The sequence below is a fragment of the Variovorax sp. F042 genome (assembly GCF_057814215.1).
Genome location: NZ_JBVASX010000023.1, coordinates 26,239 through 47,800, shown reverse-complemented (window position 1 = coordinate 47,800; position 21,562 = coordinate 26,239). Strand labels below are relative to the sequence as shown.

At 63.4% G+C, this 21,562-nt stretch carries 19 protein-coding genes; 13 read left to right on the top strand and 6 right to left on the bottom strand.

The annotated features are described in order from the left end of the window. Window positions 1-597: 597 nt before the first annotated feature. From ACZYSP_RS34820 to ACZYSP_RS34795, 6 genes are all read right to left on the bottom strand, one after another. The gene (locus ACZYSP_RS34820) at window positions 598-2,388 is read right to left on the bottom strand and encodes an acyl-CoA dehydrogenase (RefSeq protein ID WP_354339038.1); all 1,791 of its coding nucleotides are present in this window, start codon (window positions 2,386-2,388) and stop codon (window positions 598-600) included. A gap of 265 nt (window positions 2,389-2,653) precedes the next feature. Then, window positions 2,654-3,184, bottom strand: a complete 531-nt coding sequence (locus ACZYSP_RS34815; RefSeq protein ID WP_436318413.1) for a MarR family winged helix-turn-helix transcriptional regulator — start codon at window positions 3,182-3,184, stop codon at window positions 2,654-2,656. Window positions 3,185-3,267: 83 nt separating this feature from the next. Then, on the bottom strand, window positions 3,268-4,074 hold the full coding sequence (locus ACZYSP_RS34810; protein ID WP_354339042.1) for an alpha/beta fold hydrolase: 807 nt from the start codon (window positions 4,072-4,074) through the stop codon (window positions 3,268-3,270). 125 nt (window positions 4,075-4,199) lie between these two features. Beyond that, the gene (locus tag ACZYSP_RS34805) at window positions 4,200-5,417 is read right to left on the bottom strand and encodes a xanthine dehydrogenase family Fe-S subunit (protein WP_354339043.1); all 1,218 of its coding nucleotides are present in this window, start codon (window positions 5,415-5,417) and stop codon (window positions 4,200-4,202) included. Between the two features lie 5 nt (window positions 5,418-5,422). After that, window positions 5,423-6,274 (bottom strand): FAD binding domain-containing protein, encoded by an 852-nt coding sequence (locus ACZYSP_RS34800; protein ID WP_354339044.1) that lies wholly within the window; start codon window positions 6,272-6,274, stop codon window positions 5,423-5,425. After that, complete coding sequence (locus ACZYSP_RS34795; protein ID WP_354339045.1) at window positions 6,271-8,652, bottom strand: xanthine dehydrogenase family protein molybdopterin-binding subunit; 2,382 nt, start codon at window positions 8,650-8,652, stop codon at window positions 6,271-6,273. The genes ACZYSP_RS34800 and ACZYSP_RS34795 overlap by 4 nt, the downstream gene beginning before the upstream one ends. 669 nt (window positions 8,653-9,321) lie before the next feature. On the opposite strand from ACZYSP_RS34795, the gene ACZYSP_RS34790 reads away from it, so the two are divergent. The 13 genes from ACZYSP_RS34790 to ACZYSP_RS34730 all read left to right on the top strand — a co-directional run bounded on the left by ACZYSP_RS34790 (window position 9,322) and on the right by ACZYSP_RS34730 (window position 21,542). Continuing rightward, window positions 9,322-9,639, top strand: a complete 318-nt coding sequence (locus ACZYSP_RS34790; protein WP_354339046.1) for a non-heme iron oxygenase ferredoxin subunit — start codon at window positions 9,322-9,324, stop codon at window positions 9,637-9,639. After that, complete coding sequence (locus tag ACZYSP_RS34785; protein ID WP_354339047.1) at window positions 9,636-10,889, top strand: NAD(P)/FAD-dependent oxidoreductase; 1,254 nt, start codon at window positions 9,636-9,638, stop codon at window positions 10,887-10,889. Before ACZYSP_RS34790 ends, ACZYSP_RS34785 begins: the two co-directional genes overlap by 4 nt. Before the next feature lie 29 nt (window positions 10,890-10,918). Beyond that, window positions 10,919-12,226, top strand: a complete 1,308-nt coding sequence (locus ACZYSP_RS34780; RefSeq protein ID WP_354339048.1) for an aromatic ring-hydroxylating oxygenase subunit alpha — start codon at window positions 10,919-10,921, stop codon at window positions 12,224-12,226. Beyond that, a complete protein-coding gene (locus ACZYSP_RS34775; RefSeq protein WP_354339050.1) occupies window positions 12,223-12,738 on the top strand; it encodes an aromatic-ring-hydroxylating dioxygenase subunit beta in 516 nt (171 codons plus the stop codon). The genes ACZYSP_RS34780 and ACZYSP_RS34775 overlap by 4 nt, the downstream gene beginning before the upstream one ends. A 17-nt stretch (window positions 12,739-12,755) precedes the next feature. Beyond that, on the top strand, window positions 12,756-13,751 hold the full coding sequence (locus ACZYSP_RS34770; protein WP_354339051.1) for an amidohydrolase family protein: 996 nt from the start codon (window positions 12,756-12,758) through the stop codon (window positions 13,749-13,751). A 23-nt stretch (window positions 13,752-13,774) separates the two neighbouring features. After that, the gene (locus ACZYSP_RS34765) at window positions 13,775-14,818 is read left to right on the top strand and encodes a 2,5-dihydroxypyridine 5,6-dioxygenase NicX family protein (RefSeq protein WP_354339052.1); all 1,044 of its coding nucleotides are present in this window, start codon (window positions 13,775-13,777) and stop codon (window positions 14,816-14,818) included. Beyond that, entirely contained in the window at window positions 14,815-15,456 is a 642-nt protein-coding gene (locus ACZYSP_RS34760; protein WP_354339054.1) for an isochorismatase family protein, read from the top strand. The genes ACZYSP_RS34765 and ACZYSP_RS34760 overlap by 4 nt, the downstream gene beginning before the upstream one ends. An 80-nt stretch (window positions 15,457-15,536) precedes the next feature. Continuing rightward, the gene (locus ACZYSP_RS34755) at window positions 15,537-16,715 is read left to right on the top strand and encodes an ABC transporter substrate-binding protein (RefSeq protein WP_354339055.1); all 1,179 of its coding nucleotides are present in this window, start codon (window positions 15,537-15,539) and stop codon (window positions 16,713-16,715) included. 15 nt (window positions 16,716-16,730) lie between these two features. After that, window positions 16,731-17,600: a branched-chain amino acid ABC transporter permease gene (locus ACZYSP_RS34750; protein ID WP_319362206.1), complete on the top strand. Its 870-nt coding sequence runs from the start codon at window positions 16,731-16,733 to the stop codon at window positions 17,598-17,600. After that, window positions 17,597-18,610, top strand: coding sequence for a branched-chain amino acid ABC transporter permease (locus tag ACZYSP_RS34745; RefSeq protein ID WP_354339057.1), 1,014 nt, complete (start codon window positions 17,597-17,599; stop codon window positions 18,608-18,610). Before ACZYSP_RS34750 ends, ACZYSP_RS34745 begins: the two co-directional genes overlap by 4 nt. Further along, the gene (locus ACZYSP_RS34740) at window positions 18,607-19,371 is read left to right on the top strand and encodes an ABC transporter ATP-binding protein (protein WP_354339058.1); all 765 of its coding nucleotides are present in this window, start codon (window positions 18,607-18,609) and stop codon (window positions 19,369-19,371) included. Before ACZYSP_RS34745 ends, ACZYSP_RS34740 begins: the two co-directional genes overlap by 4 nt. Further along, window positions 19,352-20,074 carry an ABC transporter ATP-binding protein gene (locus tag ACZYSP_RS34735; RefSeq protein WP_354339059.1) on the top strand — a complete coding sequence of 241 codons (723 nt, stop codon included), beginning with the start codon at window positions 19,352-19,354 and terminating at the stop codon, window positions 20,072-20,074. Before ACZYSP_RS34740 ends, ACZYSP_RS34735 begins: the two co-directional genes overlap by 20 nt. A gap of 226 nt (window positions 20,075-20,300) precedes the next feature. Beyond that, on the top strand, window positions 20,301-21,542 hold the full coding sequence (locus ACZYSP_RS34730) for an MFS transporter (protein ID WP_354339060.1): 1,242 nt from the start codon (window positions 20,301-20,303) through the stop codon (window positions 21,540-21,542). Window positions 21,543-21,562: the final 20 nt, after the last annotated feature.

Genomic DNA, 21,562 nt, shown 5'->3' with positions numbered 1-21,562 from the left:
TCTGGCTTCGATCCCCTGGCTCGATGAATCGCTTCATGTGGCAACCCAGTTCGTGGCGTTGTCTCAATCTAGGCGACGGTATTCACGGATTCAATGCGTTTTCACACAGCCTCAGTCTGAAGCAGCCGCTTAGCACGCGGCATTCTGTATGGCTTGCGGAGCCATACCCTACCCTATCGAAGCGCTGCCGATACAAACCGCTTTCGCGCCAACGATGCGACGGGCGGCCAACCGACAATAACCAAAGGCACGTAAACACCCAATTACCGTCAGTTGGGCTCGCTACCTCCTCATCTCACAAGAGGGAGATTGCCACAAGGGCTAGACGAGCAGCCGCCGTCATCAGCCCGATCCACGGCCAAGCTCAACGGGCACGCCTCCCATGCCTACCTGCGCGATGTCCTGACGAAGCACTCCTTCCGCATCGCTGGCGGCAGCGTTGATCGCCGCACTCGTCATCAAGCGAGTTGCCCGGACGCCTACGCTGAATAGACACCTCGTGATGAATTCACTGACCCGTGGAGAAGTAAGTCGACATCCACCAAAGAACGAGGAATTAATACTTGCAGTAAGAGCTTCGTCTGCACATCAATCCCGTCAGTACATATCGGCTGGCAGCGCCGTGACGCTCTCGGCGCCGTCAACGATGCTGTCGCGAATGCCCGGCACCTTGTTCAGGATGTGCTCGGCATAGAAGCGCGCGGTGGCGATCTTGGCCTGCATGAAGGCGACGTCCACGTTGTGCGAGGCCTGGTCCTGCGCCACGATCAGCGAGCGCGCCAGCTGCCAGCCGGCCACGAGGTTGCCCGCGAGCATGAGGTACGGCACGCTGCCCGAGAACACGGCGTTCGGCGAGGCCTTGGTCTGGCCGGCGACGAAATCGACCACGTCGATGAAGGCCAGGCGCGCGGCGGTCAGGCGCTTGAGGACGGCTGCGGCAGCAGCACTGTCGCTCTTGGCGAGCTCGGCCTCGGTCTTCTCGATCTGCGCGGCAATCGCCTTGGCGGTCTGGCCGCCGTCGCGCGCGGTCTTGCGGCCCACGAGGTCGTTGGCCTGGATCGCGGTGGTGCCTTCGTAGATCGTGAGGATCTTGGCGTCGCGGTAGTACTGCGCCGCGCCGGTCTCCTCGATGAAGCCCATGCCGCCGTGCACCTGCACGCCCAGCGAGGTCACTTCGAGGCTCATCTCGGTGCTGTAGCCCTTCACGAGCGGCACCATGAATTCGTAGAAGGCCTGGTTCTGCTTGCGCGCGTCGGCATCGGGATGGTGGTGCGCCGCGTCGTACGCGGCGGCGGCCACCGAGGCCATCGCGCGGCAGCCTTCGGTGTAGGCGCGCATCGTCATCAGCATGCGCTTCACATCCGGGTGGTGAATGATGGGCGCGCTGGCGTTGATCGAGCCATCGACCGGGCGGCTCTGCACGCGGTCCTTGGCGTAGGCCACGGCGTGCTGGTAGGCGCGCTCGGCGATCGCGATGCCCTGCATGCCCACGGCGTAGCGGGCCGAGTTCATCATGATGAACATGTATTCGAGGCCACGGTTTTCCTGGCCCACGAGGTAGCCGACGGCGCCGCCGTGGTCACCGTACTGCAGCACGGCGGTCGGCGAGGCCTTGATGCCCATCTTGTGCTCGATGCTCACACAGTGCACGTCGTTGCGCGCACCGAGCGAACCGTCGGCGTTGACCATGAACTTCGGCACCACGAACAGGCTGATGCCCTTCACGCCCTCGGGCGCGCCGGTCACGCGGGCCAGCACGAGGTGCACGATGTTCTCGGCCATGTCGTGCTCACCGTAGGTGATGAAGATCTTGGTGCCGAACACCTTGTAGGTGCCGTCGGGCTGCGGCTCGGCGCGGCTGCGCACCATGGCCAGGTCGCTGCCGGCCTGCGGCTCGGTGAGGTTCATCGTGCCGGTCCATTGGCCGCTCACGAGCTTCTCGAGGTACACCGCCTTGAGCTCGTCGGAGCCGGCGGTGAGCAGCGCCTCGATGGCGCCGTCGCTCAGCAGCGGGCACAGCGCGAAGCTCATGTTGGCCGAGTTGAGCATCTCGCCGCAGGCCGCGCCGATGGTCTTGGGCAGGCCCTGTCCGCCGAAGTCCGACGGATGCTGCAGGCCCTGCCAGCCGCCCGACACGTACTGCGCAAAGGCTTCCTTGAAGCCCGGCGTGGTGGTGACCGCGCCGCCCTTGAACGACGAGGGGTCGCGGTCGCCCGCGACGTTCAGCGGCGCCACCACGTCCTGGTTGAAGCGCGCGCATTCCTCGAGCACGGCCTGTGCGGTCTCGAGGCCAGCGTCCTCGAAGCCGGGCAGCTTGGCGATCTCGCCGATGTTGGCCAGGTGCTCGATGTCGAACAGCATGTCCTTGAGGGGGGCGGTGTAGCTCATCTCAATCCTGCTTCCAAAAGCAGTCCCAAATTACTTAGTAAACACAACTTGCGTGTGGTCAACCGACGGCCAACAACCTGACCTTCGACGGCTTCCCACGACTCTCAAGGCATCCAGAGAAATCCCGCAGAAGACCGATGCATGGAGATATCGAGTCGACGAAGACGGCAGCTGCTGCGGCCGTTCAGCAATGAATACGGGCGCTGAAAGAAATCAGTGCGCGATAGTGATCAGTCTGTGAAAGACGGAAATGCCATCAGACGACTCAGCTTTCCTTTTCCTTCTTTTCATGTGCATCGACAAGCTGCGCAAGCAACCTCATGAAGACAACGCGATCCTCCGGCGACAACGGTTCGATCAGCAGTTCTTGGGAGCGATGAATGCTCTCATGCAAGTCGTTGATCAGGTTGAGTCCATCCGTGGTGATCACCGACAGTCTTGACCGACGATCGTCCGGGTTGACGCGGGTTTCGACCAACCCCTTGTCACTGAGACGTTTGAGCACTTCCGCCGTCGTAGTCCTGTCCAGCGAAAGCTCTCGACCGATCGCTTTCTGATCCAGCCAAGGGTTCATCGAAAGCGCTGTCAGCATGCCAACCTGAAGCGGCGTGATGCTCTCGGACTTGCATAGATCGAAAAAGATCGCCTGTCCGATCTGGGTCAGCCTGCGGATGAGGAAACCCGGGCGACGCCACATGACCTGGCGCAATGGATTGAAAGGCTCCAGGACCGGTTGCTTTGCCACATCGGCCGTGCCGACTGTCTTTTTCTGAGCGGGAGAACGCTTTGTCATTATCTCGAGATCGCTGAAGGTGTCAGCCGACGAGTTTATCGACTCCCTTGAGAGTGAATGGAAACCAAATCGCGCTTCAGGTTGCGCTAACGCAGGTCGACCTTCAGGTAATCACCAAGCAAGCGATAAAAATCTTCCTCGTCATCCCACGGGATCATGTGCCCGGCATTCAAGGCCGTGCATTGCGACAATCCAGGCGCGAGAGCCTCGATCTCAGCAAGGTCTTCCGGCAGCATCACCCCTCCTCGGCCGGCCGCCATCACAAGTCCCGGCGTCTGCAGTTTGGGTAGATCGGCGTGGATGTCGTCCTCATGGAAGCCGGCATGCGCCTGAACAATGGCACCCTGGTCGCAGGTATGAAGCCATTCGGCCCGAAGCTGCAACTGTTCGTCTGACCAGGTGGGTGCATAGGGGCGAAGCTCTTCGGCCGTGATGCCCTTGACAGCCATTTGGATCGACTCGACATACCAAGACAGGGGGACTGGGTAAGGCCGGCGCCCAGGGCCGGACATGGGCGGATCGACAAGCAGCAGCCTGTCCATGCGTCCCGGATCGCGCGCCGCGGCGCGAATCGCCACGCGGGCGCCCATGGAGTGAGCCAGCACCGTCACGGACGACCACCCCAGGACATTCAGCAGGTCCAACACATCGGCCGCCATGGCATCGAGGCCCGCGTCCATCCCGGGCGCGCTGAAGGACAGACCGCGCCCCCGGAAGTCAAGGACATGGACGTCGAAGTGCCGAGCCAATCGCTCGGCGACGAAGCCCCAGGTGATTGCAGGACTCGTGATTCCCGGCAACAGGAGCAGTCGAGGGCCCTGCCCGCCGTAGCGCAAGAGGTGCAGCCGCACTCCGTTCGCGCGCACGTGATAGCCACGAAGAAAGGAACTCATTGAGACTCCAAAAAAGATTCACTCACTCGCCCGTATGCGAGGATCCAGCGTCCCGTTGGAAGCTGCGGTGAAAGCACCATCCAATCGCTCGCGTGTTTTGCTCATCGCACCTGAAGCGAGTTATGTCAGGGCTGCGGCGGTTTTCCAAACCAGCCACGGATGCGACCCCAGAGCACGCTCCACATCATCCCGGCGACGGAAACCGTGGGTTGTAGTTCATTGGACGCAACCGTCTGCCCGCCCAACCGTCGCGTGATCTGTTTGCCGAAGTCCGCGACCATGCGGCGCACGAAATCCTTCACGAGTCCGGAACGCGAGAATTGCGCCAGTGGACCCTGGAGGGCATAGATCATGTCCACGTGGACACGAGTGTTGCCCGCCGTCAGTGCTTCCAGGCGATAGGTGATGTCTCCCTGGGTGCGCGACTTGCTCAGGCTGTCCTGGCCCGCACCGCGCAGGACTGCGCGCCTGGCAACGTCGTCACGCTCCAGCCGCGCTGCACCAGCGAACGCCGCCGACATCGGACCGAACTTGATCGCGATGGTGCCCTTGACCCGCTCTCCCTCGTGCGAGTCGATGGTCGCACCGGGCAAGCAGGACGCAACGGCAGGCAGGTCGCCCATGAACTCCCACACCTGATCGGCCGGATAGGGCACATCGAAATGCACTTCGATCGCGTTGCCCTTGGCCTTGGCCTTGGCCATCGCGACGGGATCGACCTCCGCCATTTCCGCGGCAGCCACCGGATCCGCCGTGGGCGGCTTGGCGGTCGAACGCGCGGGCGGCTGCGCCTGGCTCGGCGTCGTGACCGGGCCCAGTGCCACGGTTCGCGGCAGGCTCAGCGTCTGCCGCAGCTTTTCGACTTGCGTGTCGGGGGCGACACGCTGCTGTTGCAGCACATCCAGGATGGCGTCCACGATGCCCTGGTAGCCGGTGCAGCGGCACAGGTTCCCGGACAGCTCCAGGCGCACGCGCGCCTCGTCGGCGTGGGGCAGACGCAGCACGATGTCGCGCGCCGTGGTGAGCATGCCGGGTGTGCAGAAGCCGCACTGCAGTGCGTGATGACGCGTGAACGCCGGACGCAGCCTCTGCATCACCGCATCATCGTCGTAGCCCTCGATGGTGGTGACCTCCTGGCCTTCACATGCCACGGCGAAAGTGATGCACGAGCGCGTCGGTTGCCCGTTGACGAGCACCGTGCATGCGCCGCAGACGCCATGCTCGCAGCCAAGATGGGTTCCTGTCAGGCGCAGTTCGTCCCGCAGGAAGTCACCAAGATGCATCCGCGGTTCCGCCTGCCGGCTGAAGCCGCGGCCGTTGACCTGAATAGAGATGGGGTTCAAGTCTCTTACTCCGCTAGCTTGTGGTTGGAAAAAACACCCGACTGCTCGAGCGCGCGCTCGACGCAGGCCGTGAAGAGCTTCCGGTCGATACCGTCGCGATCAGGAAGCACGAGGCCGACGGCCGCGCCCACCTTGTCACGCCCCGCAGCCTGCGCACCCTTGCTGGCAACTTCCGCCGCGAACTCGTCCAAGAGGATCGGGGGCCCGTCCGCTGCCCCCAGAACCACGCGTGCACACTTGCGCGAGACATCGAAATAAACCGCTGCACTGGCTTCGGCAAATTCCCCAGGCTTGCGGCAGACCTTGTGATACCCCCAGCGCGTGCTCGGCGTCTCGGATGGCACATGGATCGCCACGATCAACTCGTCAGCCTCGAGCACGGTCGTATAGGCGCCGAGCATGAGGCCGTCGGCCTCGATCGTGCGTTCGCCGCGCGGCGACCTGAGCACGATGCGGGCACCAAGTGCAGCGAGCGTCACCACCCAGTCCGCAGCCGGATCTGCATGCGCCAAGCTGCCTCCGACGGTGCCGCGGCTTCGGATGGCCCGGTAGGCGATGCCACCCGCGACCTGACGCATGGGATGCGCAGCCAGCGGCGGATACACACCATCCTCGATCTCGGCATGCGTGACGGCAGCGCCGATCTCGACCCACTCGCCCTTGCGACTGACGGCGCGCAGCACCGCGATATGGGCGACGTTGACCACTTGCGCGGGTCGCGCCAGTCTCAAGTTGAGCATGGGACCGAAGGACTGGCTTCCGCTCATCGCCTTGGCCGTGCCACCGCCCTTGGCCAGCACCTGGATCGCCTCATCCACGTCGAAGACCCGCGTGTATGCAAATTTCGCAGCCTTCATTTGACGAGCTCCTGTTGCGGCTTCGCGCTTTCAAGGGCCTTGAGCAAGCGACGTGGCGTCAGGGGCGTCATCAGCACCTCGGCAGCACCCGTGCCCCGCAACGCGTCGTTCACGGCGTTGAAGATCACCGCGGGCGGCGCGATCGCGCCCCCCTCCCCCACGCCCTTGGCACCGAACTCGGTGTGAGGCGAAGGGGTCTCGAAGTGCTCGATGCGGATGCGCGGCACTTCCGTGGCGCCAGGCAGGATGTAGTCGGCCAGCGTGGAAGCCAGGGGCTGGCCTTGGTCGTCGTATGGGCTTTCTTCGTACATCGCGGTGCCGATGCCCTGCGCGATGCCCCCGATGGTCTGACCCTCCACGATCATCGGATTGACCATGGTGCCGCAATCCTCGACGACGACGTAGTCGAGGATCTCGACCTCGCCTGTCTGCGTGTCGACGGCGACAACGACCGCATGGGTGGCATAGGTGAAGGTACCCGTGTCGACCCTGGGCTTGTATGCACGCGAAACCTCCAGTCCACCGAGATGCACGTTCTCGGGCAGGTCCTGTGGCGTGAGGTACCACGCGCCGCCCACTTGGGACAGCGGAATCGACTTTTCCCCGGCGACCGCGAACCCCTCGACCAACGCGACGGTCTGCGGGTCCACGCCCATGAGATAGCCGGCGATCGACTGGATGCGAGGCAACAGTTCCTTGCACGCCGTCGAGATGGCGCCTCCGGACATGACGGTGGCCCGAGACGCGTAGGTCCCCGAGGAGAAGGGCGTGAGCGCGGTGTCGCCATGCACCACCCGGATCCGGGCAACAGGAATGCCCAGCACATCATTGGCGATCTGCGCGAAGCTGGTCTCCATGCCCTGGCCATGCGAGTGCACGCCGACGCGCACTTCCAGTCCGCCATCCGCGGTCATCCTGACCACCGCTTGATCGAAACCAGGCACCACCGGCAACCCCCAGTTGGCGAACACGGTCGTGCCGTGCGCGGACTGCTCCGTGTAGGTTGCCGTTCCGAAACCGATCCGACGTCCGTCCGGCTCTCCCCGGGCTTGCCGGTCACGCACAGCAGCCAGTCCGATCATCTCCACGGCGCGGCGCAGGCTCGCGGGAAAGTCACCGCTGTCGAAGTGCTTGTTGGCCACGTTGACGTAGGGCATGGCAGCGGCCGGGACCAGGTTGTCCATGCGGACCTCCCATGGCTCTCGGCCCACTTCACGCGCCACGGCGTCCATGAGGAGCTCGATCGCGAAGCACACGCCGGTGCGCGCCACGCCGCGGTAGGCCATGAAGCCCGGCTTGTTAGTCGCGACACACAGGGTCTCGCAACGATAGCCGCGGAAGGTGTAGGGCCCCGGCAGGTTGCCGATTGCCTGACCAGGCTCCAGACCGACGAAGAAGGGATAGTAGGAATAGGCACCGCCGTCGATGGTGATGACAGCGTCCAACGCGAGGAGCTTTCCCGTGCGGTCCGCGTAGGCAGTGAGTTGGTAGTGATGCTGCCGCGTGTTGGCGCCGACGATCAGATGCTCACGCCGATCCTCAAGATAGCGGAATGGGGTCCGGTACGTCTTGGCCAGCCAGGCGATGCACAGATCTTCGGGGTACAGCTGCCCCTTGTAGCCGAAGGCGCCACCCACGTCCGGTGACACCACGCGCACCGCTTCCTCGTTCATCGAGAGGTGCTGGGCGATACCGACGCGCAGCAGATGCGGGACTTGCGTCGCACTGACGACCACGAGTTGATCGGCCTGAAAATCCCAGTAGGCCAGCACCGATTTTCCCTCCAGCGGCACGATGCACTGACGCGACAGTTCGACGGTGCGACTGACCTTCACTTCCGCCTTCGCGGCAAGTTCATCGAAGTCGCGATCGGCCCGCAGCGTGAGAAACACATTGTCTTTCCACTCAGAATGAAGGAAGTCTCCCGTCGCGGCAAGAGAAGACTCGGCGCCGTGGTAGACGGGCAGCTCGGCATAGGAGACCTGCACCTCCTCGAGCAGGTCTTCCGCCACTGCACGCGTGGGCGCAACAGCCATGGCGACCGCCTCTCCCACGTGCCGGACCTTGCCTGAAGCCAGCGGCGGCAAGGCCGAGTACTGGTATGTGGGCAGCGAAGAAGGCGAACCGATGTCCGCTGCATCCAGCATCATCTCGCGCAGGAACACCTTCCCCGCAATCGCTTCCGGAATCTCGACACCCGTGATGGTGGCGTGCGCCAGAGGGCTGCGCAGGAACGCGACCTCCTGCAGACCCGGCAATACGAAGTCGCCCACGAAATTGCCCTTGCCCACCATGTGGCGCGCATCCTCCTTGCGAGGCACACGGGCTCCGATGCCCTCGCGCTTGAGCACTCTCGCCGGAATGTCTGCTTGGTTCATGCGTTTCCTTTTGCTTGACTAATTTTTCCCGTGCGCCGCACAGGATGTGCGACACGGCGGCACTGCCCCAGCGATCCCAGTGGCTGCTCACTCATGCGCACCGATGGCCCCGCGAAGCTGGCGCGTGACAGCACTTCGTGCGCCGCGTTCGCCGCCGCATCGCTGACTCATCGAAAGCCCCCGAGCGAAGCCATGACCTCGACCAGGCGCGCCCGATGTGCGCGCGAATTCGAAAGCACTGGGACCCCTTCGTGAACGGCGGTCCTGACCAGACACGTTCAACGCTTCATCCGCGCACTTGCCCACCCAATCGGCTCTCATCCAGAAGATGTTCACCTGCCGAATCCCACCATTCGCATCGCAGCTGTCAGCACGCCGTCCGCAGCCAGATTCCTGTTTTATGACAGTACACATGCAAAAGTATAGACGTACTGTCCACGCGTGTGAAGGCAGCGATTCTTGATGAAAACCCTGACGCCATGAACTCACTCATTCGGTGCAATACCCTAATGAATACGCACCTTCTTCGCTCTTTTTCCGGTGCGTTTCCATCCACTCTGGTGCAGTGCCAACAAGTACAAACCCGCACTTGAAAAGACAAATCGATCCAACTAATATGACAGTTCACTGAGTATCTATTTCGAATCTTTCAACGACTGGATGGAGCCCATGGATTGGATCAAGATCGCCTCGGCGCAAGAGCTGAGCAACGATGAAGCGAAGACGGTCGATGTCGCTGGTTACGGTGTCGCGCTGTACCGCATCGACGACGAGTTTTTCGCCACAGACAGCATGTGCACCCATGCCACCGCTTTGCTGTCGGAGGGTTACGTGGAAGACGGTTGTGTCGAATGCCCCCTGCATCAGGGCCGCTTCGACATTCGTACGGGCAAAGCGATGTGTGCGCCGGTCACCGTGGACCTGCGCACCCATGCCGTGAAGCGGGAGGGCGATCACATCTACGTGTTGTCGCCTGCCGGCAAATGACCTCCCGCGGCATCGTCATCGTCGGTGCGGGCCAGTCGGCGGCTGTCGCGGCACACGCCCTGCGCGAGCATGGCTACAGCGGACGCATCACGATGCTGGGGCGCGAGCGCCACAGACCGTACGAGCGCCCGCCTTTGTCCAAGGCCGTCCTGGTCGCTGCCGACGCCCTCCGGCTGGACGTCCTCACGGACGAATCCTGGGCGCGCAGCAGGATCGACCTGCTCAGCGGCAGCGATGCAGTTGCACTGGATCCTGCGCAGCAGCACGTCCGCCTTGCGCACGGGCAGGTACTCGAGTACGAGCTCTGCCTGCTCGCCACCGGCGGCGAGGCGGTCACGCTCGCGTCCGTTCCGGCCGGCCGCCCAGGTGTGCACTACATCCGGACTCTGGATGACGCGCGCAGGCTGCGCGCAGCCCTTCAAGGAACGCCGCAAGTCGCAATTCTTGGCGGGGGGTTCCTCGGCCTCGAAATCGCCCACTCGGCACTATCTGCAGGCGCTTCGGTGACGGTGCTCGAACGCGCCACAGCCCTGCTCAATCGCTTTGTGCCGCCGGAGGCGTCGGTATGGCTTGCATCGCGAATGCAGGCGGCGGGCGCGACGCTCCTGCTCGGCGCTTCCTGCAGCGGCGTTCATTCACTGCCGACCGGTCGGTTGCGCCTGAGCACCAGCACCGGCGAGCTGGAAGTGGATGAGGTGATCGTCGCCATCGGCCTGTTGCCCAACGACGCGCTGGCGCGCGATGCGGGGCTGCAGATCGCGGCAGGCGGCGGCATTCTGGTCGACACGTCCTGCCGCACCAGCGACGCACACGTGTTTGCATGTGGCGATTGCACCAGCCAACGCCGCCCAGGCCAGGCGGCGCCAACGCGCCTCGAATCCTGGCAGAACGCGAACGAGCAGGGGCGCACGGCCGCTGCCGCCATGCTGGGCCTGCCTCTTCCTGCACCCGCGGTGCCGTGGTTCTGGACCGACCAGGGGAAACACAACATCCAGATGCTGGGCCTGCCGGCCAGCGATCTCGAATATGTGCGCCGCGGCGACCCGGCCGACGACAAGGTGCTGTGGATCGGCCATCGGGGTTCCGTCCCCTTGCACGGCGTCGCCATCAATGCAGGCGCCGATCTGCGAGCCGTTCGCCCTCTCTTCGAACGCGGGCGCCCCGTGCAGCTGGAGGACTTTCAACGGGACGCCATCCCTCTACGCGCATGGGCCAAGCAGATGCAGGCCGACGTCGCAATCACCGCTTAAACCACCTCTCTCAAAGCTAAGGAGCTTTCATGTATCAATCGCAGGCGGCCATCGGCATCACGAATGCCCGAAAGAACCCGCCCTTGGAACAGTGCGTCTGGCCAGCGGACGCCATGAACAACATTCCGGACTGGGTCTACACCAGCCAGGCGATCTATGACCAGGAGATCGAGCGCATCTTTCGGGGGGACACCTGGAACTTTGTCGCCCTGGAAGCGGAGATTCCCAACCCGGGCGACTACAAGCGCGGTTACGTCGGCGCCACGGCCGTCGTGATCGTTCGCGCGGAGGACCACACGATCTCCGTCTTCGAGAACCGCTGCGCCCATCGCGGCGCTGAGTTCTGTCGCGCCAGCCAGGGCAATACGAAGGAGTTCGTCTGCCCCTACCACCAGTGGTCGTACGACCTCAAGGGAAACCTGCAGGGCGTTCCGTTCAAGCGCGGCATCAACAAGGTCGGTGGCATGCCGGCGGACTTCAAGAACGCTGACCACGGCACCCGCCAGTTGCGCGTGGCCACGCGCAACGGCGTGGTGTTCGCCACCTACTCCGACAAGACCCCGCCCCTGGAAGAGTACATGACCCAGGAGATCGTCGAGGAGTTCGACGTTCCCTTCTCGGGCAAGAAACTCAAGATCCTGGGTTACTGCCGCAACGAGCTTCCCTGCAACTGGAAGATGTACCACGAGAACCTCAAGGATCCGTACCACGCGACGCTGCTGCATTCGTTTCTCGTGGTGTTTGGCCTGCTGGTTCCCGGCATCAAGTCGATCGTGTTTGCGGACAAGGCGCATGGCCGCCATGGCTTCATGGCGTCGGCCAAGCCGGACGAGATCTATGCCACTGTCGCGGACGACGACAAGGCGCAGATGCGTTCCTTCAGCGACAACCTCCGGTTGCGCGACGAACGGTTCCTGGACTATGTACGGGAGTTCAAGTCGCCCTGGTCCGCCAACATGATGACCATGTGGCCGAACCTCATCGTTCAGCGCCAGATGAACACGATGGGTGTGCGTCAGATCATCCCGAACGGTCCGAACAGCATGGTGATGCAGTGGACGATGTTCGGGTACGAGGACGACACGCCGGAGATGACACGGCACCGCCTGCGTCAGGGCAACCTGATGGGCCCGGCCGGCTTCCTGGGCCTTGAGGACAACGAGGCATTGAAGTTCGTGCAGGAAGGCCTGCGCAACTCGTCCACGAACAACAACGTCGTCAAGCTCGATGCCGGCCACCAGGGCACGGCACGCAATCTCATCTCCGAGTCCTGCATCCGCTCCCTCTACCAGTACTACCGGGACGTGATGGACATCCGTGTTGCGGAGGGAGCATGAAGGATCGGCTCGCCTACGCCAAGACCACCATCTCGCCGCAACGCGCAGCCGAGCTGCGCGCCGAGATCGAGTCGTTTCACGTCGAGTACTGCGCGGTCCTGGATGCGAACGACGTCGAACGCTGGCCGGACTTCTTCAGCCAGGAAGCGACGTACCGCGTGACCTCGCGCCAGAACGCGCTCTTGAACATGCCCGTGGGACTCATCTACTGCGAAGGCCTGGACATGATCATCGACCGCGCCCTCGCCGTCGCGCACTCGCAGATGTTCGCGCCGCGGCACATGCTGCATGTGCTGGGGATTGCGCGCGTGCTGCAAGAGACGGGAAACACGATCAGTTCCCAGACGCCCTTCATCCTCATGCAGACCCTGGTGGAGGGCCCATCCACGGTGCACCTGGCCGGGGTCTATCACGACCGCTTCGTGCGCGAAGGCGAACGGCTGCTGCTTGCCAGCCGCGAAGTGATCCACGACACGGAAATTCTCGACACCGCCTTGGCGTACCCGGTCTGAGGCCACCTAGGAAGACTATGAATCAAATCCCAAAGATCGCGCTGGAGGAACACTTCTGCGCTCCCGGCTTCGACGCCTACTCAGCCCCATACACGCGAGCGCTGCCCGCCGAATTCGTCGCCAAGCTCGACGCCAGGCTGGCCGACTTCGACGATCAGCGCCTTGCGGAAATGGACGCAGGGAACATCGAGTACGTCGTGCTGTCGCAAACGATGCCTGGTGTACAGGCTGAGGCGGATCGCGACACCGCCGTGCGCCGGGCGCGCGAGAACAACGAATTCCTTGCCGAGCGCGTGGCACGCCATCCGCAGCGCTTCGGCGCCTTCGCGCACGTGGCCATGCAGGATCCGAGCGCCGCGGCCAAGGAGCTGGAGCGCACCGTCGTCGAACATGGCTTCAAAGGCGCCATGATCAACGGCCATACCCTGGGTCGCTACTACGAAGGTGGCGCGTTCGATGTGTTCTGGGAGCGCGCACAGGCGCTTGGCGTGCCCATCTATCTGCATCCCAACGCGTTCAGCCAGGCGCCGGCCCTGCTCGAAGGTATGCCTGTGCTCCAGGGCGCGGCATGGGGATGGGGCGTGGAGACGGCGGGCCATGCGTTGCGCCTGCTGTTCGGCGGGGTGTTCGACCGATTCCCGCGCCTGACCCTGGTGCTGGGCCACATGGGCGAGGCCCTGCCATACCAGCGCTGGCGCATCGACAGCCGTTTCGCCGCGTATCCATCCGGCATCAAGTTGGCGCGCAAACCCAGCGAGTACATCGGCAGCAACATCCTGATCACCACGTCCGGCGTGTGCTCCGCACCGGCCCTGCTGGGCGCCATTGGCGAGCTCGGGGCACAGGCCGTGCTCTTTTCGGTGGACTACCCCTATGAGTCCACCGCCCAGGCCTGCGCCTTCATCGAAGACGCCCCCCTGGACGACAAGACCCGGGCACAGGTGTGCCATGGCAATGCGCGCCGTCTCTTCAAGCTAGGCAGCCCGGAAGACCTGGCGCTGCTGCAGTTCTGACACTTCACTCCAAAGGACGAAAAATGGCAGTCAGCGATTATCAGATGATCAAGGCCTGGGACGAGGTCCTGAAGCTCAGCAAAGTCGAGCGCGGACAGACGGTCTCCATTCTGTGCGGCCCCCACACCCATCCGCAGACGCTCCAGACCGCAACGATCGCCGCGCAGGCCGCGGGCGCGATCGTGACGAGGATCGAGCTGCAACCCATCAACGCGGAAAAGGCTACCAGCCGCGACCTGATGAGCTACCTGGGCGCAACGCCCCTGACCAACAACCCGGCCGCGCTGGCGGCGATGAAGAACAGTGACCTCGTCCTGGACTTGATGCTGCTGCTGTTCTCGCCCGAACAGATGGAGATCCTCGAGTCGGGAACGAAGATCCTGCTGGCCGTGGAGCCGCCGGAGGTCCTGGTGCGGGCAGTGCCGACCGAAGCCGATCGCAAGCGCGTGCTGGACGCGTCGAAGCTGCTCAAGAAGGCCAAGAGGATGCACGTGACGTCGCCGGCCGGCACGAACGTGACGTTCCAACTCGGCGAATTTCCGGTCATCACCGAGTACGGCTTCTGCGAGGAACCCGGGCGCTGGGACCACTGGCCCAGCGGTTTTCTCTTTACTTTCGCCAACGAAGGCGGCAGCGACGGCACCATCGTGATCGATCGCGGGGACATCCTGCTGCCGCAGAAGAACTACGTCTCGGACAAGATCACGATGAATCTGAGCGGTGGCTTCGTGCGCAGCATCGAAGGTGACGTCGATGCCGCCCTGCTGCGCGAATTCATGGAAGCCTACAAGGACCCCGAGGCCTACGCCATCGCGCACATCGGCTGGGGGATGCAGCCACGGTGCTACTGGCACACACTGTCTCTGATGGACCGCGAGGCGACGACGGGCCAGGATGCGCGCTCATTCGAAGGCAATTTCCTGTTCTCTCTGGGCCCGAACAACGAGGCCGGCGGCTCTCGCACCACGCCTTGTCACCTCGACATTCCGCTGCGCAATTGCACGGTGGCGCTTGATGACATCGTCGTGGTTCGCGACGGCAAGGTGATCGACGAGGCCTTCCAATGAGCTTCGATCAAGACATCTACCAGAAGCAAGGGTTCGGCAATGCCGTGGCGCCCATGGCGCCCTACGGCCTGTTGATCATCGACTTCATCAATGGCTTCGCCGATCCGCTCACGTTTGGCGGCGGCAACATCGGCCCCGCCATCGAATGCACGCGCGGGCTTCTCTCCCAAGCGCGCCAGCGCCAATGGCCGATCGTGCACACGCGGGTCGTGTACCAGGACGATGGCGCCGACGCCAACATCTTCGCGCTCAAGGTGCCCCCCATCCTTGCCCTGCGCGAGGATGCGCCCGAAAGCCAGATCGTTCCGCAACTGCAGCCGGTAGCCGGGGAGTTGGTGCTGCGCAAGACCAGTCCCTCGGCCTTCTTCGGGACTTCGCTGGCCGCCTGGTTGTCCCTGCGCGGCATACGGACCCTCCTGATTGCCGGGTGCACGACCAGCGGTTGCGTCCGCGCCAGCGTGGTCGACGCCATGTGCCACGGGTTCCGCCCCCTCGTTATCACCGACTGCGTGGGCGACCGGTCGCTGCAGGCCCACGAGGCCAACCTGTTCGACATGAATCAGAAGTACGCAACCTTGATGGCCCGTGATGTCGCCCTTGAAGCGACCACCAGGGCAGAAAACAGCGCCTCGGTCTGACATCCGTTCGAAGGAACGTCACCTCGTTCGCCCCCCTGGCGCTCACGGCGCCAGACACGCCCCACCATTTGGAGAAAAGAATGACCATCAAATTAGTTGCCGCCTTGGCGGTCTCACTCGCGACGATCGCCTTTCAGGCCCGCGCCGACGTCATCAAGGTTGGCGTCATCGCGCCGATGTCCGGACCGTTTTCAGCCGTGGGGCAAACCTGGGAGGGTGCGACCAAGGCATACCAGAAGCTCAATGGCACGACCGTGGGCAAACACACGATCGAAGTCATCTATCGCGACCTTCCGGAGATCAACCCCGCGCAGGCCAAGGCACTGGCACAGGAACTGATTGTCAAGGAAGGCGCCCAGTACATCGCCGGCCTCTATTTCACTCCTGACACCCTGGCTGTGGCTGCGCTCGCGCAGGAGGCCAAGGTACCGGTCGTGATCTTCAACGCATCGACATCTTCGCTTCTGGACAAGTCGGACTTCCTGCTGCGCACCTCGTACACCTTGCCACAGATGGCGGTGCCTGTGGCCAAGTACGCGCTGGAGAAGAACGTCAGGAATGTTGTCACGCTCGTCAGCGACTTCGGTCCCGGCCTGGACGCCGAGAAGGGCTTCACCACGGCATTCGTCAGCGGCGGAGGCAAGCTGCTCGAGGCCATCCGCGCGCCGCTGAAGACAACCGACTTTGGTCCTCTGATGCAGCGCGTGAAGGCGCTCAAGCCCGATGCCCTGTATGTCTTTGCCCCAGGCGGTCCTGCGACCTACGCGATGGTCAAGGCATACAACGAGGCCGGATTGAGGGCGGCCGGCGTGCGCTTTCTCGGCACGGCCGAGACCGATGAGGACCAGCTGCGAGCGATCGGCCCGGATCTTCTGGGCATCGAGACCGGCATGTTCTATTCGGCCACGCACAACTCTCCTTTGAACAACGCCGTCATCAAGGCCCTCGGCGAGGTTGCCCCCAAGGCCATTCCGACCGTCCAGCTTGCGAACGCGTATGACGGTCTGCATGTGATCTATCACATGGTCAAGGCAACCGATGGGAAGCGCGATGGCGCCAAGGCGCTTGCCAGCGCAAAGGGGCATTCCTGGGAAAGTCCGCGTGGTCCCGTGAAGATCGACCCGGCCTCCCGCGAGTTCGTGCAGAACGTCTACATGCGCGTGGTCGAAAAGGATCCGTCCGGACGCTACGTCAACCGGGAATTCCGCACGTTCGAGATGCAGCCCGACTACGGCCGCACCCAGAACGCGTCCAAGTGACGCAGAGTCTGCAGCATGTCTCTCGCGCTTCTTAGCAGCATTCTGATCGACGGGATCGCGTACGCGATGATCCTGTTCATGATCACAGTGGGCCTGTCAATGACGATGGGCCTGATGCGGGTGGTGAATCTGGCCCATGGCGCCTTCGCGATGCTCGGCGGCTTCTTCGCAGCCACGATCCCGCAACGCCTGGGCGTGCCGATCTGGCTGGGTTTCGTGCTGGCCATCGTCCTGGTGGGACTGGTTGCGCTGCTGTTCGAGCGCATCCTGCTACGGCGCTTCTATCGACGCGACGATCTCGATCAGATGCTGGTGACGATCGGACTGATGTTCGTGGCAACCGCCGCGGTGAATCTGCTGTTCGGTTCGACGGTGACATCGGTGGCGCTGCCGGAGCTGTTCAACGGCACGGTCGATCTTGGCTTTCGGTCCATCCCTCGGCATCGCCTCATCGTTGTGGCCTGTGGGCTCGTTGTGGTCTGCGTTCTTTGGCTGGCGGTGGACAAATCGTCCTTTGGCATCCGGGTACGCGCTGCCGTCGACAACGCGCCCATCGCACGAGCCATCGGCATCGATACGACGAAGATCTATGCCGCCACTTTCGTGATGGGTGCAGCGCTCGCCGCACTGGGAGGCATAGCCGGCGCGGAATTGCTGCCCATGGAGCCGACTTACGCCTCCAAATACTTGGTGATCCTCCTGGCCGTCGTCGCTGTAGGAGGCAACGGAAATCTGTTCGGCTCATTCTTTGCAGCGTTGCTGCTCGGCATTGTGGAGACTTCGATGAAATACATGGTTCCGCAGCTCGCATCGGCTGCGTTTTTCCTGACGATGATCATCGTCCTGCTGGTTCGACCGCAAGGGTTGTTCGGGAGACACGCATGAACACGGTCAGTGCGCCCATGACGGTGACCGCACCGTCTCGCGCCCGCCCGTGGATGCACCTGCGCGGAGAGCTCGTGCTGATGCTGGTGGGGCTGCTGGCCTTCGTGCTGTTTCCGCAGGATCTCGGCCTGCTCACCAACATGGCGACCATGTCCATCTTCGCGCTGTCGCTGAGTCTCGTGCTGGGACAGGCCGGCATCGCGACCTTGGGCCAGGCCGCGTTGTACGGCAGCGGTGCCTACGTCGCGGGCTGGACGGCGCTGTATTTGACGGCGGACCCGATCGTCGGCCTGCTGCTGGGCGGGCTGGGCGGCGGCGTGATCGCGCTGCTGAGCGGCGCCGTCATGCTGCGGTCAACCAAACTGACGCTGGTCATGCTGACCATCGCGGTCGCCCAGCTGCTGCTTGAACTGGCCAATTGGGCGAGGTGGCTCACGGGCGGCGACGATGGGCTTGCCGGTTTCAGCATCGCTCCCCTGCTGGGCATCTGGGAATTCAACTTCCTGAGCCACACGGGCTACTTCTATGCCTTGGGCGCACTTGTGCTCGTGTACTTCCTGCTGAGGAACCTCGTGGAGTCACCGTTCGGCCTGACGGCCAGGGCCATCCGGCAGGATTCCGGACGAGTTCAGGCGCTGGGGGGGCGCGTCTACTTGCACTTGCTGGCCGTCTACACCGTCGGCGGCATCGTGGCGGGGCTGGCTGGCGCATTGACAGCGCAGACCAGCAAAGTCGCCAACCTCTTCATGCTGGATTTCACGACATCGGCCGGAGTCGTGGTCATGATCGTTCTGGGTGGAACGCGCCGTCTGTCGGGCGCCGTGCTCGGCACCGTCGCGTACATGACCATCCATCACATCGCATCGACCTTGAACCCCTATCACTGGTTGTTCTTCATCGGGTCGATGCTGATCGTCGTACTCATCGTCCTGCCCGAAGGCTTGATCGGACTTGTGGACCGCGCTGTGTCGTACACCAAACGGCCTGGCCGCAGTGGGGTGGCACGATGACCCACCGACTCCAGACTCATAACCTGAGTCACTCCTTTGGCGGCCTGGCGGTCACGCAGAACGTCACGCTGTCCCTCCCCCAGGGAGCCCGCACGGCATTGATCGGGCCGAACGGCGCCGGCAAGACGACGTTGGTCAACCTCCTGAGCGGGGCGTTGCGCCCGCAGTCGGGTGACATTCAGCTGGACGGCCGCTCGATCGTCCAGCTGCCGCAGTACGCACGCGTGCGCAACGGCATCGTTCGCACGTTCCAAATCAGCCGCCTGTTCAAGGAACTCACTGTGGCGGACAACGTCAAGGTCGCCGTGTTGCAGCGGCACCGGGCTTCCATGCAGTGGTGGCCCTCGCCGACGCGTTCCACACGCGTGCAGGAAGATGTCGACGAGACACTCGGCATGCTGGGGCTGCACCCCTATGCGAATCGGGTGGTGGGACAGTTGGCACTGGGCGAACAGCGGCTTGCGGAGATCGCCCTTGCGCTCGCGATGAGGCCCCAGGTGCTGCTCCTCGATGAACCGGGCGCAGGCGTGCCACAGGGTGAGGGCGGCCGCATCATGGAAGCCATCGGGAGCTTGCCCAAGGATCTGTCCGTCCTGCTGATCGAGCACGACATGGACCTGGTGTTCCGGTTCGCGTCGCACATCATCGTCCTGGTCGCCGGTGCGGTGATGGTCGAGGGGACGCCACAGGAAGTCGCTGCCAACGAGCAGGTCAAGCAAATCTACTTCGGACGAGACAGTCATGCCCAAGCCCACCATTGAACTCCGGTTCGACGACGTCACCGCAGGCTATGGCGGCCTGCCAGTGCTCGAGCATCTGAGCTTCAGCGTACGCGAAGGCGAGCGCCTCGGTCTGATCGGACGCAACGGCGCCGGCAAGACCACGACGCTCGCGACAGCCGTGGGCCTGGCCGACCTGATGAAGGGGCGCATTCACTTCGGCGGCAACGACATCAGCAGCGCGAGCACCTACGCACGCTCGCGCGCTGGCCTCGGTTACGTGCCGCAAAGCCGCGACATCTTCCCCTCACTGACAGTAGAGGAGAACCTGCTGTCGGGCCTGCAGGGACGCTCGGCCAGCGTTGCCCTGCCCCCGATCTATGCGCTGTTTCCGCGGCTCAAGGAGCGCCGACGCAACGGCGGCACGCAGCTGTCGGGTGGCGAGCAGCAAATGCTGTCCGTGGCACGCGCACTCGTCGGGCAGCCGCGCATCCTGTTGCTCGACGAACCGCTGGAAGGCCTGGCGCCGATGGTGCGCGAGGAGCTGATGGACGCCATCGTCCGGATGAGCCATCAGCTCGGCGTGGGCTGCATCATCGTGGAGCAACACGTGGATGTCGTTCTCGAATTTTCCAACAATGTGATCGTGCTGGAACGCGGCTTGGCCGCCTACTCCGGGTCAGCGGCTGTACTGAGCGGCGAAGAGGCATTGCTGAACCGCACCATCGGCATCCAGAAGTGCTGAAGACGAATTCATCGTTGGTTCAACGTGACCTCGAAAGGAAGGCCCACTCTCACGAGGCGATGCGCACCGCTGATCGACTCGGCGCGGTCGAACACTGAAGCCACCGATCCGTCGGCTCCGTTCGACTGCTTTTTGCGGGCGAAGGAGCGCAGCAAGTTTCTTCTCGGCGTGCATGACGACCGCGCCGTTCCACCGTTCACATTCACATCGTCATAAGGATCCGCACATGACGCCCTCTCCTCATTCACCTTCAGAACTGCGGCAGCATTGGCGCTACGTCCTGGGTTGCTTCCTTGGCTTGGCTAGCGGCGTCTCATCGCTGTACTTCTACAGTTCAGGTCTGTTTCTGAAGCCGCTCGCCGCCGAGTTCGGGTGGACCCGAGGCACCGCGTCCCTGGGCTCTCTGATCAGCAGCGTGCTGCTCGGATGCGCGGCGCCGTTCATCGGGCAGGTGATCGACCGGTACGGCGCGCGACGCGTCACCCTGCTCTCCCTGGTGGGCTTATCGACCTCGTTCCTGCTTCTGGGCGTTTGGACACAGGGGTTGGCCAGTTTTCTGGCACTGGTCACGGTCCTGACACTGCTCGGTGGCGCGACCTCGCCCTTGTCCTTCACGAAGATCCTCGTGGGCAAGTTCTCTCGGCAACGCGGACTGGCGCTGGGCATCGCCATCACCGGAACGGGCGTCGGGGCCATCCTGATTCCGCTGATCGTCACGCCGGCCATCACCCATTTCGGATGGCGCGCCACCTACCTGGGCCTTGCGGCGGTTGTCCTTGTACTCTTGCCATTGATTGCCTACTTCCTGCGGGGCGCGGATGCGGCCCCTGCAGACAAGGGCCGCCGTGCCTCAGCCGGAAATAATCTGAAGGCGCTGGCCGATCCGCACTTCTTCCGCATTGCCGCGGTCTTCCTATTGTGCTCGGTCGGCATCTTCGGCACGATCGTGCACGTCGTTCCGATGCTCACCGACCTGGGGCTTTCCCCGAACCGCGCCGCCAGTCTCGCCAGCATCCTTGGCGTGGCGGTCATCGTCGGACGGATCGTCACCGGCTTTCTGCTGGACGTGTTCGATGCCGCTCGCTTGTCGGCGACGCTCTTCATGCTGTCTGCCACCGGCATGCTGCTTCTGGCAACAGGCCAACCGGCGCTGGTGCTTCCGGGGTTGCTCATGACAGGCTTCGCGGTCGGCGCGGAGTTCGACCTCGCAGCCTATCTGGTGAGCCGAAAATTCCCGCTAAACCTCTACAGTACCCTCTTCGGGGGCGTCTATGCCACGGTGGCCATCGGTGCCGGCATCGGGCCATTCCTCGCGGGACGGCTCTTTGACATTTCCGGCAGCTATGTCTCGTGGCTCTGTCTGGCAGCGGGACTGCTGGTTGCGGCCGCAATGCTCTGCCTCACGGAGCGTCCGATCGACAAGCACGCGAGCGGCACGACCGCAGCGGCGGGTCCGGGCGAGCGCTGAGTTCGCTGCGCCTTCACTTT